15 protein-coding genes are annotated in these 17410 nt (G+C 61.6%); 3 read left to right on the plus strand and 12 right to left on the minus strand.

Annotated elements, in window-relative coordinates; genetic code table 11:
- The 7 genes from ABZF37_RS09155 to ABZF37_RS09185 all read right to left on the minus strand — a co-directional run.
- A partial coding sequence (locus ABZF37_RS09155) for a condensation domain-containing protein (RefSeq protein ID WP_372719113.1) occupies nucleotides 1-1692 on the minus strand: 1692 nt, incomplete at its 3' end.
- A 695-nt stretch (nucleotides 1693-2387) separates the two neighbouring features.
- On the minus strand, nucleotides 2388-3641 hold the full coding sequence (locus ABZF37_RS09160) for a sulfotransferase (RefSeq protein ID WP_372719115.1): 1254 nt from the start codon (nucleotides 3639-3641) through the stop codon (nucleotides 2388-2390).
- Nucleotides 3642-3852: 211 nt separating this feature from the next.
- Nucleotides 3853-4596 (minus strand): glycosyltransferase family 25 protein, encoded by a 744-nt coding sequence (locus ABZF37_RS09165; RefSeq protein WP_372719117.1) that lies wholly within the window; start codon nucleotides 4594-4596, stop codon nucleotides 3853-3855.
- A 94-nt stretch (nucleotides 4597-4690) separates the two neighbouring features.
- Complete coding sequence (locus ABZF37_RS09170) at nucleotides 4691-5665, minus strand: Nudix family hydrolase (RefSeq protein WP_372719119.1); 975 nt, start codon at nucleotides 5663-5665, stop codon at nucleotides 4691-4693.
- 16 nt (nucleotides 5666-5681) lie between these two features.
- Nucleotides 5682-6899 carry a bifunctional glutamate N-acetyltransferase/amino-acid acetyltransferase ArgJ gene (gene argJ / locus ABZF37_RS09175; protein WP_372719121.1) on the minus strand — a complete coding sequence of 406 codons (1218 nt, stop codon included), beginning with the start codon at nucleotides 6897-6899 and terminating at the stop codon, nucleotides 5682-5684.
- Nucleotides 6900-6912: 13 nt separating this feature from the next.
- Nucleotides 6913-9618 (minus strand): preprotein translocase subunit SecA, encoded by a 2706-nt coding sequence (secA, locus tag ABZF37_RS09180; protein WP_372719124.1) that lies wholly within the window; start codon nucleotides 9616-9618, stop codon nucleotides 6913-6915.
- 9 nt (nucleotides 9619-9627) lie between these two features.
- Nucleotides 9628-10566, minus strand: a complete 939-nt coding sequence (locus ABZF37_RS09185) for a M23 family metallopeptidase (RefSeq protein ID WP_372719126.1) — start codon at nucleotides 10564-10566, stop codon at nucleotides 9628-9630.
- 61 nt (nucleotides 10567-10627) lie between these two features.
- On the opposite strand from ABZF37_RS09185, the gene ABZF37_RS09190 reads away from it, so the two are divergent.
- Nucleotides 10628-11122 (plus strand): DciA family protein, encoded by a 495-nt coding sequence (locus ABZF37_RS09190; protein WP_372719128.1) that lies wholly within the window; start codon nucleotides 10628-10630, stop codon nucleotides 11120-11122.
- Between the two features lie 37 nt (nucleotides 11123-11159).
- On the opposite strand, the gene ABZF37_RS09195 is transcribed toward ABZF37_RS09190, so the two are convergent.
- The 5 genes from ABZF37_RS09195 to bphC all read right to left on the minus strand — a co-directional run bounded on the left by ABZF37_RS09195 (nucleotide 11160) and on the right by bphC (nucleotide 16270).
- Nucleotides 11160-12311: an alkane 1-monooxygenase gene (locus tag ABZF37_RS09195; protein ID WP_372719130.1), complete on the minus strand. Its 1152-nt coding sequence runs from the start codon at nucleotides 12309-12311 to the stop codon at nucleotides 11160-11162.
- Nucleotides 12312-12350: 39 nt separating this feature from the next.
- Nucleotides 12351-13778, minus strand: a complete 1428-nt coding sequence (locus tag ABZF37_RS09200; RefSeq protein ID WP_372719133.1) for an aldehyde dehydrogenase family protein — start codon at nucleotides 13776-13778, stop codon at nucleotides 12351-12353.
- A gap of 163 nt (nucleotides 13779-13941) precedes the next feature.
- Nucleotides 13942-14835: an NAD(P)-dependent oxidoreductase gene (locus tag ABZF37_RS09205; protein WP_372719135.1), complete on the minus strand. Its 894-nt coding sequence runs from the start codon at nucleotides 14833-14835 to the stop codon at nucleotides 13942-13944.
- A 46-nt stretch (nucleotides 14836-14881) separates the two neighbouring features.
- Complete coding sequence (locus tag ABZF37_RS09210) at nucleotides 14882-15241, minus strand: diacylglycerol kinase (protein WP_372719137.1); 360 nt, start codon at nucleotides 15239-15241, stop codon at nucleotides 14882-14884.
- A 120-nt stretch (nucleotides 15242-15361) separates the two neighbouring features.
- A complete protein-coding gene (gene bphC, locus ABZF37_RS09215; RefSeq protein WP_372719139.1) occupies nucleotides 15362-16270 on the minus strand; it encodes a biphenyl-2,3-diol 1,2-dioxygenase in 909 nt (302 codons plus the stop codon).
- A 137-nt stretch (nucleotides 16271-16407) separates the two neighbouring features.
- On the opposite strand from bphC, the gene ABZF37_RS09220 reads away from it, so the two are divergent.
- Complete coding sequence (locus ABZF37_RS09220; protein WP_372719141.1) at nucleotides 16408-16656, plus strand: SemiSWEET transporter; 249 nt, start codon at nucleotides 16408-16410, stop codon at nucleotides 16654-16656.
- Between the two features lie 349 nt (nucleotides 16657-17005).
- A partial coding sequence (locus ABZF37_RS09225; RefSeq protein ID WP_372719144.1) for an acyl-CoA dehydrogenase family protein occupies nucleotides 17006-17410 on the plus strand: 405 nt, incomplete at its 3' end.

Here is a 17410-nt window from a genome sequence, read left to right on the forward strand (position 1 = left end):
CAGCAGCCCCACCCGCGCCCCCGGCTGCACCCCACAGCCGATCAGGTGGCGCGCCAGCCGGTTGGCCGCCGCGTTCAGCTCGCCGTACCCAAGCGCCGAATCGCCACAGCGCACCGCCTCGGCCGAGCCACGCCCCGACACCGTCTGCTCGAACCACGCCACCACACCCCGATCCGGCCACGCCAGCTCGCCCGCCGGGTTCCACTGCGTCAGCTGCTGGTCACGCTCGGCAGGCGTGAGAATGGACAGGTCTGCAACCGCAACTTCCGGATTGGCGCCAGCCGCCTGTAACAACCGAAGCCAGTGGTCAAGCATCCGCTCCGCAAATGCCTGGTCAATAATGTCGGTGTTGTACTCCAGCTCCCCGTAATGAACACCCGCGTTTACATAAATGCCAAGTGTCAAATCAAATTTCGCGGTCCCCGTGTGGACCGGAAAGTATTCCAGTTCCAACCCGGGAAAACGTATTTCATCGATGGCACTTGCCCCCTGATAGGAGAAAAGCACCTGAAACAAAGGTGACTGATTCGCGATGCGAGGCACTGACAACTCATCGACCAGCCGATCGAAGGGAATAGCTTTCTGACTCAGCTCGTCGAGCATAGTCGCCCGCACTCGGGACAGCATTTCACGGAAACAGGGTCTGCCGGACAAATCAGCGGGGACCGCTCTGGTATCGACTAGAAACCCGACAATATCCGCGCTCTCGCTCAACTCCCTATTCGCGACTGGCATACCAACAAGAAAGTGTTCCTGGCCGCAGTACCGCGACAACAACACTTGAAACGCGGCTAAAAAGGCCACATTCGGGGTTGTCTGCGTTTGCCGACACAGGCTGTCGAGCGTGGCCATGACTGGTTGAGGAACTCTAAACCGCAGACAGCCGCCCGCGTAACTGCGCTCTTTAGGTCGCGCCGAGGGGTCCACCAGTTCCAAGGCAGCATGGCTGTCTATTAACTGGTGCCATTTTTCTAGAGCTACTGACCAATCCTGATCGATGTTATTTTTACGATTCCATTCTGAAAAATCGAGAAATTGCAAGGCGGATTCGGTCAATAGTTCTTGGCCATTAAATCGAGCCTTCTCGTAGGCTACTATCAGGTCTCGTAATAGAACATTCATTGACCATCCATCCGCCACAATGTGATGAACGGTCAACACGAGTACATGATGATTCGAGGCAAGTCGGAAAATTCGCGCTCTAAGTAGGGGCGGAACTGTCAGATCAAAGGGTCGAGCCACTTCGGCATCGGCGCGTCGGCGCAACGCCGCTTCCTGTTCATGGTCCGGGAGGCTGGCCAGGTCATCCACCGTTAACTCAAGCGCAGCTTCATCAAGAATTTTCTGATAACCAGTGCCGGCCTGCGTCACGACCGCGGATCGTAGCGCCTCATGTCGAGAAATCAGCGCCTGTAACGCACTGCGCAGCCGGCCAAGGTCCAACGAACCGCGTAAGCGCAAGGCTACAGCGATGTTATAGACGGCAAGGCCGGGTTGTAGATGTTCGAGGAACCACAAGCGTTCTTGCGCTAGCGACAGACGGTGGAGGGCGTGATCACGCGGCGCTTTGGGAATTGATACCCCAATTTCACGAGTCGCCGGCCGCTTCCCGAGACGGCGCAGAACTTCCTGTCGCTGGGCTTGCGACAAGCTGGAAAGTCGCTCAACTAGGTTTTCCGGGGGTGAAATCACCGACCTTCCCTTCCTTGGTAAGGAAACTTATCCCTGTCACCGAACTTGATTAGACATCTTCAAAACTTTATGAAAGATGCCCAATTGACGCCAAAGGCCTCTCCAAATCAATCAATTTGGAGGTATCAGTATTTACTGTGCAACCCGCCTAGTTCTATGGCTGAAGTTGGCAGTGAGAGATCGCCACCACCTACGGCGCAAGGCAGTTTCCATAAATCCGTGATGCGCAGAATGGTCGTCATCAAACGGATTAAAATCTAGCCCGCGATTGAAAATTCACGACTGGGCACGAGCCAGCTCGTATGGATATAAAATCAAGTGCTGTTAGATGCACCATAATATTACTCCCACATGATCCCACAGCCGCTCGAATCAACCGCGCGCCCATCAACAGCAACAAAACCCGCCTCCGTCACCACGCCAGACTATCGTCCCCAGCCAAGTAAAAGTAGCAAAAATGGTTACCCCAAAGTACTAATACACCGCGACGGTTACCGGCGCTCTACCCACGTCCTCACCCCTATGGCGACGGGCGCGAACACCCTGCTCTGACGACAGTGACCCTTGACAGGTGGGGGCGAAATGCTAACACACCATGCACCAGACTTGCCCAGCTCGCCCTGCCTTTGCACCATACCGCGGCGTCAGTCCGCCGCTACCAGTCCGTGGCAAACACGCAGGAACATCGACTCTGCTCACCCGGTCTTTTCCTCGGGTATTTCAAATGCCTTCGAGTACCAGTCAAACTGCTCCTGGACGCGCTGGCGACTGAGGCCAAACTGTGTCAATTCGTAGCGATGACGGGTATGAAGACCATTGCGCGTCGTCTCCACGCGGTTCCGCACGCGGGCTTCCATGGCGGGCGGCATGGTCCAACCAAACTGCCGATAAATACCCGACACGGCACCGAGTGGATCAGCGACCAGGTCAGCGTACTGCACGTCGACAAACCGCCGCGGATCATGACGTTGCCGCGCATCCAGCGCCCGACGCAGTAAATCGCCCAAGGTGTCGGCAGTTTGCTGCCCAATCTGCGAGCCATCCAACGCATCGCTATAGATGCCGCGCGTCAAACCGACCAGGCTACAAAAAGAGGCCACTACCTTGACGGCATCGCGGTGCAGAAACACGAAGCGCGCATCGGGATAAGTTTTGATCAGTGCGTCGATCATGGGCAAATGTGCGGGTGACTTCAGAACCCAATGAGAACCACTGTGCAACGCATCCAGCACGCAAAGCTGGTGGCGGTGATACCGCGCCGTAGGACCGTAATCGAGCGTTTTCAACCACTGAGCGTACTGAGGAACGTTGAGGCTGGGCAAAAAGGCTGCCGTAGCGAAGCTATGCAGTAACAGACCGCCACATTCCGCCGGACCGTCGACAGGCTCGGCGTGAATGGTCTTGAAACCGGGCGCGAGATAGTCCAACAACGCAAAGCCCCAGCGTGCGTTCAGGCGCTGCAAGGTCCCAGGCAAGGGTCTGCGCCTGGGGTCGCCCTGCGCCCGCATCGACTCTGCCGCAGACAGATAACGCGCTGCTGGATCACAGGCCAGCAGGGTATGTAGAAAGGTGCTACCCGTTCGCGGGAAACCGAGCACAAATATAGGCGACGCAATCTGGCGCTTCGCTATCGCAGGTTCCAGCCGCAATTTCTCTTCCATGTACAGGCGGTTGCATAACAATGTATGCAACATACCCTTCCAGGCAAAGCGTCCGAACCTATTGAGCTGGGCATTGCCGTTGATATCGTCGACCAATATTTCAAAAGCCTCGACGAAACTCCGTTCGCCGAAATTCTGTAACCGGGTAAACTGACACGCCCGCGCCATCAAAGAATCGGCATCAATCGCGAGCCTTTCATCGATTGACGGCAGGCGTTCGGCGACGTAATTAAAAATACGTACCGGAAAGCGACGAACCGGCTTCTTCAACTCAACTGTATTACCCATTTAAAATCATGTCAGGGGATGGTGCCGAACGCCAAGAATAAACCTTAACGAATGTTAGTTGATGCCCGTACAATGTTGATTGCGGGCGGCATATAAACAATCCTCTTCAGTCTGCCTACCTGCAGAAATGTGGCTGAAGGAGAATTTTTTGTCCAGAATAGCGATTGCCGAAAACTGCGACGGCCAAGGCTTACCAGTCTTATCCGGAACGTCAAATCAGCATCCAGACAACCGCCGCGACAACGCCCATTACAAGCAAATACTGGATCAGTCGTGAAATTTTATTACCGAATACATAGCTAATGGGTTGCACATCCGACACGATCGAGTCTTGCCCTACCAGGGACTTCGCTGTACAAAAGACCCTGACGCTATCGTCCAGCAAGGTCAGATGTTCAAAGTGCTCATCGATCGCCTCTGTTAAAGGCAATGCCCGCTCTAACAACTTCTGGGCGCCCAGTTGCGTTACCAAGTAGCTTTGCGTACCCCAAATTCGCCCGCGCAGCCTGCCGTCAGGGGCCAGCGCGGCCCGCTTGAGGTAGCCAAAGAAATAAGCGTCCAGGGAATCCAGATCAATCCGGTCGACGTCCGCGGCTAATGCAGCAGCAAAATCCGGAACGAATCTTACGTCGTCTTCAAAAATAACGCAGCGCTTCACCCCGCCCAGAACCACTTTCTGCCAGACTGCCAGATGACTCAGATAACAGCCGATGACGCCCCGCTTCACTCCCAGCGGCGCGGTATGGGTTGTCTTTACAATGGAGGCCAAGCGCACGGAAAGCCGCGCATCATCAAACCCGACGTCGGCGCCGTCGACTGCAGAGACTCGCTGCACAGATGGAAATCCTGCCATGACAATCGCATTCCGGGCGCGTTCCCAGCGCTCCGGACGTCGGTCAAGGTTAATGCAATAAACCGCGTCGACCCCGATAGTCTCTTCCAACGCCTTCTTCATCCAGCAACCTAATCAGTCCGAGTCTCGTGCAGGCCACTAGAAGCAGCTTGTTGGGCAGCTATCCCACTATACGCTACCCGGACAGGCGACTCATTCAATGCCAAAGCGCTCCGTGCAGCGCCACGCCCTGCGCACCCCGCGCACGGGCGGAGTCGAGGTCCTCGCCACGCATGCCACCCAAGGCGAAGACCGGCAACCCTGCGGCCTGCGCGAGTTCTTCGAACCGTGCCCATCCAAGCGGCGTTTGCTGCGGGTGACTCGACGTGGCAGCCACCGGCGACAGGACGGCAAAGTCACAGCCAATGCGCGCGGCCTGTTCCAGTTCGTCCGCGTCATGGCAAGAAGCCGCGAGCCACTGATCCGGAGGCAGCGGACGCGAGGTGAACTGCTTAACCGCCCGTGCCGGCAGATGAACACCCGCAGCAGCAAGGCCAAGCGCCAGGTCAATATCGCCATGCAACAACAGCGACAGGCCCGTCAGGCGGACGCGGTCCAACGCGGCAATCGCCAATGCACGGTACCTGGCCGGCGGCAGACCAGGACAGCGCAGGCAAGCCAAGCGCACACCGCGGGTCACGAGGCTGTCCATCCGCTCCAGAAAGGCCGTGTGGTCACCGTCACAGTTACCGTGGATGGCATAAATATGCGGCAAGCGAGCGGCGGCGAGGAGTGGACCGTTGGCTGCCGGCATCGTCGCCGGATCAATGGCTCCCGGCGCCACCCACTTCAGGACCTGGCCCTCCCGGCCACTGACATCGCCCGCCCATGTGCGTACTTCGAAGGCATGAAGCAGGACCTGACGTGCGGCGTGACCGTCATCGGCCGGATAGTGGTAGCGATGCCGAATCAGGGGCTGCACGGTCACCGCATCGATACCCAGTTCCTCGCGCAATTCGCGTGTCAGCGCCTGTTCATCGGTCTCGTGGGGTTCCACTTTGCCGCCAGGAAACTCCCAGTAACCGGCCATATGCGCTCCGTCACGACGTTGGCTGAGAAGGATATGGCCACTGCCCGGATGCCGCAGCACACCCACCGCCACCTCGACTGGCGCCTCCTGCGTGCCGTTCACGCGCTCCCTCCGACGGTCAGGTGCGGTATTCGGCGTTGATGCGGACATAGTCGTACGAGAAATCGCAGGTCCAGACGGTGGTCTTCGCGTTGCCGCGGCCAAGCTCCGCCCGCACGGTAATTTCGTCCTGGGCCATTACCGCCTGACCGCGGACTTCGGTGTAATCGTCGGCCCGAGCACCACCGCGCACGACGCATACATCGTCCAGGTACACGCTGACGCCCTCAATGGAAAGCCCTGCCAGCCCGGCATAACCCACAGCAGCCAGGACGCGACCCCAGTTGGGATCGCTGGCGAAGAATGCGGTCTTGACCAGCGGCGAGCGGGCGATGGCATAGGCAACTTGCGCGCACTCGTGCCGGTCCTTTCCGCCCTCGACCTGCACCGTGATGAACTTGGTGGCGCCCTCGCCATCACGCACGATAGCCTGCGCCAATACCCGACAGACCTCATCCACTGCGCCTTGCAGCGCCTCGCCGAGGCCGCTCGACAGATCCCGGATATTCACGCCGCCCTTGCCGGTGGCCAGCAGTACGCAGGCATCATTGGTAGACGTGTCGCCGTCCACACTGATGCGGTTGAAGCTTCCGGCGACCGCGCTAGTCAGACAATCCTGCAGCAATGGCTGCGCAACGGCCGCGTCGGTGGCGACAAAGGCCAGCAAGGTTGCCATGTTGGGATGGATCATGCCCGAACCCTTGGCGATGCCGGTGACCGTGATCGGGCCCTCGGCCGTCATTACGCTAACGCTGTGGCCCTTGGCTACGGTATCGGTGGTCATGATGGCATGCGCGGCGGCGTTCCAAGCTTCAGGTGCAAGACTCGCCAGCGCCGCGGGCAGAACCGTAGTAATACGTTCCACTGGCAGCAGCTCACCGATAACGCCGGTGGAAAACGGCAGTACCGCTGAGGCTTCGCACCCGGCAAGCCGTGCGAGCTCGGCACAGCATGCCTCGGCAGCGGCGTAACCTGCGGCGCCGGTCCCCGCATTCGCGTTGCCGCTGTTGATCAGCAGATAACGCGGCGCGGTGGCCGAAAGGTGGTCTTTGGCTAACGCGACTGGCGCGGCGCAAAAGGCGTTCTGGGTAAACACAGCTGCCGCCTGACTGCCAGGGGCGAGTTCCAGCACGACAACGTCGTCGCGACTGGCCTTGCGCACGCCCGCAGCCACTGCGGCCAGGCGCACGCCGGCCACCGGCCGCAACAGCTCAGGCGCGGCGAGCTTTACCGCCATTGACGGACCACCCTCAGCCGATCTGGCCGTGGCATTGCTTGTATTTCTTGCCGGAACCGCAAGGACAGGCCTCGTTTCGACCCACCTTGCGTTGGGCGCGTACGAATGGCGCGGCCTGACGGTCTGCGCGTGCCCGCTCCACGTCCTCGGCCGGCGCCTCGCCGGTCATGGCGCCGGCGGTCGCATGCTGGTAGTCATACTCCCCGGCCTGACGGCGCTGGCGCTCCACCGCTTCCACGTCTTCCTCCGCCCGAACCTGCACCCGCAGCAGCGTGGTCGCGACATCGGTCTTGACCCGGTCCAGCATCTGCGTGAACAGCACGAACGCCTCGCGCTTGTATTCCTGTTTGGGGTTTTTCTGCGCGTAGCCGCGCAGGTGAATGCTGTGACGCAGGTGATCCATGGCCGCCAGATGGTCTTTCCAGTGGCTGTCCAGTACCTGTAGCATGACCGCCTTCTCGAAGTGACGCATGACCGCCGGCTCCACCCGTTGCTGCTTGGCGGCGAGCTCACCTTCCACGATCTCGATCAAGCGCGCGCGCAATGCGGGGCCGTCGATGTCCGGCACCGCAGCCAGGGCCACCGGATCAGCGCCGCTATCGAACTCACCATGCAAGGCATCTTTGAGTCCCGGCAGGTCCCATTGTTCTTCCACGCTGCCCGGCGGCACGTAACGATCGACCGCAGCGCCGACCACATCGCTCATCATGGCCTGGACCATGCCTGACACGTCGTCGGCTTCCAGCAGGTCGTTGCGCTGCTGATAGATCAGCTTGCGCTGCTCGTTGGCGATGTCGTCGTATTCGAGCAACTGCTTGCGCATGTCGAAGTTACGGCCTTCCACTTTTTTCTGGGCATTCTCGATGGCGCGCGAGACCCACGGATGCTCGATCGCTTCGCCCGGTTCCAGACCCAGCTTCTGCATCCAGCCGGACACCCGCTCGCTGGCAAAGATGCGCATCAGGTCGTCCTGCAGCGACAAGTAAAAACGCGACGAACCGGGGTCGCCCTGGCGCCCGGAGCGACCACGCAGCTGGTTGTCTACGCGCCGCGACTCGTTGCGCTCGGTACCGACCACATGCAGGCCACCGAGCTGCACCACTTTGTCGTGCTGCACCTGCCACTCGCTGCGGACGCGCTCGCGCTCAACAGGGTCCTCGACGCCCTGCAGACGGGCTTCCAGATTGCCACCCAACACGATATCCGTGCCACGGCCGGCCATATTGGTAGCGATGGTGACGGCACCTGCCTCGCCAGCGCCGGCGATGATCTGTGCCTCCTGCTCGTGATACTTGGCATTTAGCACCTGGTGCGGGACGGCAGCCTTTTTCAGAAGCTGCGACACCCGTTCCGAGGTTTCGATGGACGCCGTGCCGACCAACGCCGGCTGACCACGCAGGTGGCAGTCTTTAATGTCGGCAAGTACCGCGTCGTATTTCTCCTCGGTTGAGAGAAACACCTGGTCGCCGTAGTCCTTGCGCACCATATGCCGGTGAGTGGGCACGACCATCACCTCAAGCCCGTAGATGCTGTGCAGCTCGAAGGCTTCGGTGTCAGCGGTGCCGGTCATGCCGGACAGCTTGTCGTACAAACGAAAATAGTTCTGGAACGTGATGGTGGCGAGTGTCTGGTTTTCCTGCTTGACGGGCACGCTTTCCTTGGCCTCGACCGCCTGGTGCAGGCCCTCGGACCAGCGCCGACCGGGCATCAGCCGGCCGGTGAACTCATCAACGATGATCACCTCGCCGTTGTTCACAACGTAGTGCACATCACGCTGAAACAGCGTGTGCGCACGCAGGGCCGCGTTCACGTGATGCATCAGCGTGATGTTGCCGGCGTCGTACAGGCTGTTGCCCTCGGCCAGCAGGCCGGCCTGCGCCAGCAACTCCTCGGCATGTTCATGGCCCGCGTCGGTGAGTACCACCTGGCGTGTTTTCTCGTCCACGTGGTAGTCGCCGGGGCCTTCCGGCTCGGTCTGGCGCTCCAAGCGCGGGACCAGCAAATTGACCTTGGCGTACAGCTCGGTACTGCCCTCGGCCGGGCCTGAAATGATCAGCGGCGTGCGCGCCTCATCGATAAGGATGGAGTCGACTTCGTCGATGATGCCGAACGCCCGCCGCTGCACCCGGTCCTGCGCGGTGAACGCCATGTTGTCGCGCAGGTAGTCGAAACCGAACTCGTTATTGGTGCCATAGGTGATGTCGGCAGCATAGGCCGCCTGGCGCGCAGTCTGGTCCAGGTTGGACACGATGACGCCCGTAGACAAGCCCAGAAATTCGTAAATCTGCCCCATCCAGGCCGCGTCGCGACGGGCCAGGTAATCGTTCACCGTCACCACATGCACGCCGTGCCCGGCGAGCGCGTTCAGGTAGGCGGGTAGCGTCGCCACCAGGGTCTTGCCCTCGCCCGTGCGCATCTCGGCAATCTTGCCCTCGTGCAGCACCATGCCACCGACCAGCTGCACGTCGAAATGGCGCATGCCAAGCACCCGATCCGCCGCCTCGCGCACTACCGCGAAGGCCTCGGGCAGCAGCTGATTCAGTGTCTCGCCAGCACCATAGCGCTGCTTCAGGATGTCCGTTCGCTGCCGCAGCTCAGCGTCGGTGAGCGCGCCAAACTGGTCTGCCAGCGCGCTTATTCGCGTCACCGACTTCAGGTAGCGCTTGATCTGACGCTGATTACGGCTGCCGACAACGCGCCGCACGATGGCCTGCCACATGGACACGCCTCAGCGCGCAGCGGTATGCAGCGGCCCTTCGCCTGCCGCCAGCGCGGCAAGGTACTCGGCCGGGTCCATGCGCCGGCCGTTGCGCAGCACCTCAAGATGCAGATGGGAACCTGTGGTGCGGCCGGTGCGGCCGACGCGGGCGATGAGCTGACTGCGTTTCACGGTCTGACCTGTGTGAACCAGATTGGTCTGATTGTGGGCATAACGGGTGCGAAAACCATTGCCGTGATCGATCTCGACCACCTTGCCATAGCCGCTTTCCCAGCCGCTGCTGATGACAACGCCGGCGGCCACGGCAACTACCTGCGAACCCAACGGGGCCCGAAAATCAAGCCCGGGATGAAACTCCGGGCGGCCACTGAAAGGATCGGCCCGGCTACCGAACAGCGACGACAGCCGACCGCCGGTCACCGGCGAGGGCAGATCGTCATGACGCTCGATCACGCCAGCGCCGATCACCCGGTCCAATACCGAGAACTGGGCCGCGCGTCGATCGATCTGCCGCGACAATCCGTCCAGAGCGGCTACGAAATTCACCATCCCGAACGGCTTGTCGATGTCTCCGTTGGAACTCACGTCAGGCGAAGCATCGAACTCGAAGGTTCCAGGAGCCAACCGTGCCGCTTTGCCTACCCGTTGCCCGACGGCCTCCAGTTTGGCCAGCCGGCCCTGCAACTCGCCCAGGCGTGCAGCAAGGGCCTGCGCCTGTGCCCGGGCCGTGATCAGGGTCTCATCCACCACCGAACGCTGGGCGCGCAACTCGTGGTGGATCGCCTTACGATCACGCAGTGCCTCGGACAAGGGCATGCTTGCGCCCAGCGCAAAGCTGCCAACCAGGGCGCCAAACGCCAGGCCGCCGACTGCCACCAGGGTACGACCCCGCAGGTTAATGCTGCGCAGGCCGCCTGCCCGCGGCCACTGAATGTGCAGGCTGATCATCGTGGAACACTATAATCCGGACGGTCACCAAGCCACACGAGGCCGGACCGGGCTGGACATTATGGGTTCCCAGGAACACCTTCACAAGCTACTTGCCGCCCGCAACGGGCCGTTGGCCGCGCTGTTGCACGCCAGTCAACAACATGCGGCACTGGCGGCGCAGATCAAACGGTGCCTACCACCCGAGGTAGCGGCGGTGGTGCACAGTGCCGTTCTGAACCACGGCTGCCTGAGTCTGGGGGTGAGCAACAGCGCCTGGGCGTCCCGGCTACGCTTCATGGCGCCGCAAATCCGCGCCTGGCTGGCCGGTTGGCCGCACGATGAAGTCACCGCGATCGAAGTGCATGTGCTGGTGGCTACGCAGCCGGCACCCGCGACAGCGGCAGATACACCGCGGTCGATCAGCGCCTCTACCCGCGCCCATCTGGAGGCGGTGGCGCAGACCAGCACCGATCCACGACTGGCGGCGGCGCTGCGGGCGCTTGCCCACAGTGGCCGGGGGCCAGGCGACGACAACGCCCGTCCGCTTCCCGATTCCGATCCAGCCAGTGACTGACACCGATTACCGCGCGGGCTGAGCCCGGCGCTTGCTTTCAGCGAATGTTGGCGCCCTGGGCAAAACGCTGCGGCAGTGCGCCCGGCAGCCCATGGGGCACCACCTCGCCCTTGGCATAAAACGCTTCCAGCACCGGATGCACCAGCCGCCGCCACACCGCAGGCACGAAGGCGGCGAAGATCATGATCAGGTAGCCGTACGGCAACCGTGGCGCATCCTGCCGAACGCGCAGAATCTGGAACGGCCGGCTCGAGTTCTCGTGATGATCGGCGTGGCGATCCACCGCCGTGAACAGGAAATTGCTCAGCATGTAGCTGTCATCCCAGGAGTGGATCGCCCGCGCCGGCTCGTACTCGCCGCCGGGCAGCTTGCGCCGTGACAGGCCGTAATGCTCCATATAGTCACCGACCGACAGCAGGAAGCGCGGCGCGGCGTATTGCACCGCAAACAGCGCCAAGGCCAACGGGCCGAAGTACCAGGTCAGCCCCGCCACCCAGGCAACTTCGTTCAATGTCAGCCAGATCATGAGGTTATGCGGCGACAGCCAGCCGCGGCCCTGGCGGCCCAGGCGCTGCGCCTCGATCTGCCAGGACATCACGAACTTGCGCGAGATATTGCGCGTCGTGAACTTCCAGAACGATTCACCATAGCGGGCCGAGCCCGGGTCTTCCGGCGTCGCCACCAGGTTGTGGTGACCATAGTTGTGATACACGAGGAAGTTGGCCATGCCGCACAAACTGAATATCTGCACCCCGATGAACCGATCGAGCTTGCTCGGGTGATGGCACAACTCATGCGCCAGGGTGGCCCCAAAACCCACCCCCACCGCCATCGATAGCGCCAGGCCAATCTGCGCCTGCAATGCCATCTCGGTGTTGATGATGAGGTTATAGCTGAACAGCACCAGCGCGACCTGCACCGGCAGATACAGCCACAGGGTCAGGCGGTAATAGAGACGTCTTTCATACTCACGCTCAAGCTGCGGCGGAACATTGGCGTTGTCCTCGCCCAACCACAGGTCCAGAAACGGCCCGACGCCGAACAACAGCCCAATGGTCAGCCAGTGCCAGGCGCCACCGCCCAGCCAATAGCCGACAAATGGCAGCATCGCCGTCAGGCTCACCGGAATGGCACCGACCTTGGTCAGCGGACTCAGACGGGTTTTCTCCGACTCCAGGGCAGCGTCCACCGTGTGTCTCCTCCTTGAGATTCAGCTTGAATCAGATGATCAGCGTACGAAACGGTCCAGGATTCGGATCATGCGCGGCGAGTACGGCGGCATCGCCCAGCGCGTAAAGCTGATCCGGCTGACCTGGTGCAGAACCGCACGCTCATTGGAAAAGGCCTGGAAGCCGTAAAATCCGCCAGACTTGCCGATACCACTGTTGTTAACGCCACCGAACGGCAGGTTCGGGTGCAGCCCGTGCAGCATGACGTGATTAATCGTGCTGCCGCCAGACGAGGTACCGCGCAGGATGCGCTCGACGTTGGCCTTGATACGGCTGAACGCATACAGCGCCAGGGGCTTGGGCTTGGCATTGATCAGTTCAAGCGCCTGGGTAAGGTCGCGATAACTCAACACCGGCAGCAGCGGGCCGAAGATTTCTTCGTGCATCAGCTTGGAGTCGGGCGACACGTCGGTCAGCACTGTCGGCGCGATGAAGCAGTCGGCCGCATCACTCTGGCCACCGGTGACCACGCGCGCACCGCGCGCCAGGGCATCGTCCAGCAAACCCTGGACACGGGTGTGGTGACGCGTGTTGACAATGCGGGTCAATTCCGGCGCCTTGCCGTCCTTGGCAGTCGCGTGCAGTTCCATTTGGCGCGTCAGCGCGCCGAGTAGCTCGTCCTTGCGCGACTCATGCACCAGAACATAATCCGGCGCCACGCATATCTGGCCACCGTTCAGAAGCTTGCCCCAGGCCAGGCGCTCGGCGGCCGACTCGATGTCGGCGCTCTCATCCACGATCACCGGCGACTTGCCGCCCAGTTCCAGCGTCACGGACGTCAGGTGCTCGGCAGCGGCGCGCATGACCACCTTGCCGATTTCCGGATTGCCAGTATAGAAAATGTGGTCGAACGGCAAGGTCAGCAGTGCTTGCGCCACCTCCGGCCCGCCCTCGAACACCGCTACCTCGGCCTCGTCAAAGCATTCGGCGACGATGGTGCGGATCACCACGGCCAGCGCTGGCGTCATTTCGGACGGCTTGATCATGGCCGTACAACCGGCCGCCACGGCACTGGTCAGCGGCACAAAGCTCAGGAACACCGGCACGTTCCAGGGCGCGATGATCAGTGTTGAGCCCTTGGGCTCAAAGCGCACTGCCCCACGGGTGCCAAGCATATTGATCGGCGTCCTGACGCGCTGCGGGCGCATCCAGCGGCGCAGATTCTTGCGCGCCAGATCAATCGCCTGGGTCACCGGCATAATCTCGCCGAGCAGGGCTTCCACCTGCGGCTTTCGCATATCGGCGTAGGCAGCGGCGACGATGTCAGCCTTGTGCGCGATGACCGCCGCGCGCAGGCGCATCAGCTTTTCGAGGCGTTGCCCGACACTGGTTTCCCGCAACTCGATCTTGCGCGCTTGCTGCAGCGCAAACACTCTGGCCAGCTCGTCGTTCAGGCGGGATGCAGGTAGCTCGTTGATCGCGTTCATGAGGATCCTCCTTGACCGGTGAGGCTCAACTATAAAGGAGCGGCGAGCCGAACTGAATAGTCGTTAAGGAAATTCCAGTCGGCCCGCCCGGCCGCTGCAGCTCGCTCCGCCGCCACACTAACGCGTTTGGCGCATCACGGCTGAAAACCATGGGTCATCAACATCAAGGGTCCGGTTCAAACAGCCGCATACCGGCACCCTGCTCCAATGGCAACAGCATCGCCAAACTGTCCCGGCCACCGAGCCCAGCGGCCATGGTGGCCTGCATTGCCTCCAGCGCCGCCTCGCCGGTCAGGCTGTGCACGCCGCAGTCTGCGGCCATTTCCAGCGCCAGGCTCAGGTCCTTGTGAAACAGGTCGCTGCGAAAACGCGGCTGCAAGTCACGGGCTTTAAGACGCGGGTACATCATCTCCAACACGGCGCTGCGGCCACTGCTGCCGAGCAGCACCTGCACCAGGGCATCCAGGTCGACGCCTGCGCGCTGGCCCACCAGCAGCATCTCGATCAGCGCCCGCTGGTGCACGCCCACCAACAGGTTATTGACCAGTTTGGCCACCGCACCACTGCCGCTGGGCCCAAGACGCACCACCGTCTTGCCCAGGATTTGCAGCACCCCGAGCATGCGCTCGAACACCGCCGGCTCACCGCCGACCATGATGCCGAGCGTCGCCGCCTGCGCGCCCGCCGGGCCGCCGGACACCGGCGCATCCAGAAAATGCACTCCGCGATTACGCGCCGCGGCGTCAATTTTGCGACAGGTTCCCGGCCCCACCGTGCTGTGGTCGATCAGCACCGTACCAGGCCGTGCATTGGCTACCAGGCCGTTGCTGCCAAGGTACACGGCCTCCACATCCGCCGGCATGGGCAAGCAGGTATGCACGACGTCCGACTGCGCCGCGAGTTCCGCATACCCGGGCGCCTCGACCGCCCCCGCGGCGATAGCCTGATCGAGCGGCGGCCGGCTGCGGCTGATCACCTGAAGAGCAAACCCCGCCCGCAGCAGATTAAGCGCCATCGGCAGCCCCATGGTGCCGAGCCCAACGTATCCGAGTTGCATGTCCGTCCTCCGTCAGCGCCCAGCGGGAATGCCCTGCGGGTCGGCATTACACGCCGAACAGGCGTCCCGCGGCGATCAGCAACCACACCGTGGCGGTCAATATCAAGGCCACAAAGACCGCGGCCGAGCCCATGTCCTTGGCACGGCCAGACAACTCATGGCGCTCCACGCCAATGCGATCGATGGCTGCCTCCAGCGCCGAATTGAGCAGCTCGACAATCAGCGTCAGCAACAGGCTGCCCAACAGCAAGGCCCGTTCCGCTGCTGAGCGCCCCAGCCATAGCCCGAGCGGCGCCGCCACCAGGGCGATCAACAACTCCTGGCGAAATGCGGCCTCGCCACGGAAGGCCGCGCGCAGCCCCTGCGCGGAATAACGCGCAGCGCGCCAGATTCGCCGCAAACCCATACCATCCACCCGTGGGACACCCCAAATGCTGGCACCAGCCTCAAAGAAAACGCCCCGAACGAGTCGGGGCGTCTTCCGAAAGTGCCCGGCGCCGCAATCGCCGCCGGGCTTGAGATACCGTCAGGCCTGCATATCCAGATCCATGCCAAAGCCGGTAGCTTCGGTCCCGTGCCCCCACATGTCTGCCACGTAGTATTCGGACTGGTGGATAGACTTTCGGGCACCGGACCCATATTCCCACAGCCAGCCCGACGGGTTACCCATGTAGAACGACATCATCTGGTCGTTGCTGTGTTTGCCCAGCTGGATCGCGACCGGAATCTTGCGCTTGCGCACAATGTCGTAGGTGTAACCCACGTCGTCCATGCTCTCCACCTCGATCATCAGGTGGTTGATGCGCTTTTCCATCGGCGCACCCAGGAAAGCTACCGAGTGATCGCGCTCATTGCAGTGCATGAATACCGGCGCGGCGACCCAATCGGTGCCCGGAATCTTCAGGTTGTATTCCACCGAACCGCGCATGCCGAATACATCGGTGTAGAAGCGGTAGGCCTTGTCCAGGTCATCCTGGCGCAGGATGCAGTGACCCACGCCACCGGCCCCGGTCTGGAAACGCCCATACATGCGCCGACCCGGATGAAACGGCATGAAGGTCTCGACCCGTGGGCCGTGGTAGATCTCGGTCGGGTTGCCGCCCGGGTCCTTGAACTTGAGCAAATCAAGCACCATCCGTTCCTTGCGTTCCTCGCCGTCGGCATGCTTGTAGTCCACGCCCGCGGCATCAAGCTGACGCTTCATCTCGTCGAACTCTTCCGGTCCGGCCACGCGCCAGCCGATAAAATCCATGTCGTCGTCACCGTGCAGGTTCACGACTATGCGGTGATGGTGGCCGTCCATGCGCAGATAAAAGCGATCGCCGTCGCCTTCGTCCAACACTTCCATGCCAACCACCTGACTGGCGAACTCGCGCCACGCGTCGCCGTCCTTGACGCCAATGCCCAGATAGCCAAATTCCGTTACCTTCGCCATGCTGACTCCTCCTTGGGGCCGTCACCGGGACGCCATTCGGCCCGGCCTATGTTGAGCACCGCCTTGTCCAGAACCAAGACGGGCATGCCCGGAATGATAATCGACAAACACCCCCGCCAACCGCACGCCCCGGCTTTATGACAACTGCCATTGGCCTGTTGGCGGCGCTGCTGACCACCGCAGCTTTTCTGCCGCAGGTGCTGCACACCCTCGCTACCCGCGACACCCGCGGCCTGTCGCTGCGTATGTATACGATCTTCGTAGCGGGCGTGGCGCTATGGCTGGTCTACGGTCTGTTGACGCGCGACCTGCCTCTGGTCCTTGCCAACTCGGTGACCCTGGTGTTGGCAGGCGCCATCTTGTATCTGAAGCTGCGCCACGGCTAAGGCCTCTGGCGCGAAATCCTTAGGGAAGCGCTGAATAAATCCATCGTGGATTTCTCAGCGCCCGCCATCGGAAAAGCGTGGTTTTCCGATGGCTCACAAAATCAGTGGCTTACAGCTACAGATTTTGGCAGCGCATCCTTGCGCTGCGGGAAACACTGAATACTTCAGCGTCTCCTTAGGATGCCCTGGTGCCGGCGTGTCTCCATGAACTCCGGCGACCCGACGTCGGTACACGCCTGATCAGTCCTGCAGGTGACCTGCCCCGGCCGTCTGCTTTAACATGCGTTCGGGTGGCACACGCCAGTGCTGTCCACGCCTTGTTTACCCGAATCTCACGGAGGAGAACCCGTTGTCCGTACCCGGCATCAGTCTGGAGCCAGCCCGTTTGCCTTCAAGCTGCGAGACGCTGCGCACCGAGGTCCGCGCCTTTCTGGCGGAGGAACTGGCTGCCGGTCGTTATACGCCGCGCTGCGACAACTGGCTGGGCGGCTTTGACGGCGAATTCAGCCGCCGCCTGGCGGCCCGGGGCTGGCTGGGCATGACTCTGCCCACCGAGTACGGCGGCCACGGTCGCACGGCGCTCGAACGCTACGTCGTCACCGAGGAACTGCTTGCCGCCGGGGCACCGGTTGCGGCGCATTGGGTGGGCGACCGCCAGACCGGTCCGTCCCTGTTGCGCTATGGCACCGAGGAACAAAAGCAATTTTTCATGCCCAAGCTGGTCAGCGGCGAGGTGTTTTTCGCCATCGGCATG

The organism is Immundisolibacter sp., assembly GCF_041601295.1.
Taxonomy (GTDB): domain Bacteria; phylum Pseudomonadota; class Gammaproteobacteria; order Immundisolibacterales; family Immundisolibacteraceae; genus Immundisolibacter.

Coding starts and splice junctions, on each gene's coding strand:
- ABZF37_RS09160 (WP_372719115.1), bottom strand. CDS start 3,641: ATGGGTAATACAGTTGAGTTGAAGAAGCCGGTTCGTCGCTTTCCGGTA.
- ABZF37_RS09165 (WP_372719117.1), bottom strand. CDS start 4,596: ATGAAGAAGGCGTTGGAAGAGACTATCGGGGTCGACGCGGTTTATTGC.
- argJ (WP_372719121.1), bottom strand. CDS start 6,899: ATGGCGGTAAAGCTCGCCGCGCCTGAGCTGTTGCGGCCGGTGGCCGGC.
- secA (WP_372719124.1), bottom strand. CDS start 9,618: ATGTGGCAGGCCATCGTGCGGCGCGTTGTCGGCAGCCGTAATCAGCGT.
- ABZF37_RS09185 (WP_372719126.1), bottom strand. CDS start 10,566: ATGATCAGCCTGCACATTCAGTGGCCGCGGGCAGGCGGCCTGCGCAGC.
- ABZF37_RS09190 (WP_372719128.1), top strand. CDS start 10,628: ATGGGTTCCCAGGAACACCTTCACAAGCTACTTGCCGCCCGCAACGGG.
- ABZF37_RS09200 (WP_372719133.1), bottom strand. CDS start 13,778: ATGAACGCGATCAACGAGCTACCTGCATCCCGCCTGAACGACGAGCTG.
- ABZF37_RS09205 (WP_372719135.1), bottom strand. CDS start 14,835: ATGCAACTCGGATACGTTGGGCTCGGCACCATGGGGCTGCCGATGGCG.
- ABZF37_RS09210 (WP_372719137.1), bottom strand. CDS start 15,241: ATGGGTTTGCGGCGAATCTGGCGCGCTGCGCGTTATTCCGCGCAGGGG.
- bphC (WP_372719139.1), bottom strand. CDS start 16,270: ATGGCGAAGGTAACGGAATTTGGCTATCTGGGCATTGGCGTCAAGGAC.
- ABZF37_RS09220 (WP_372719141.1), top strand. CDS start 16,408: ATGACAACTGCCATTGGCCTGTTGGCGGCGCTGCTGACCACCGCAGCT.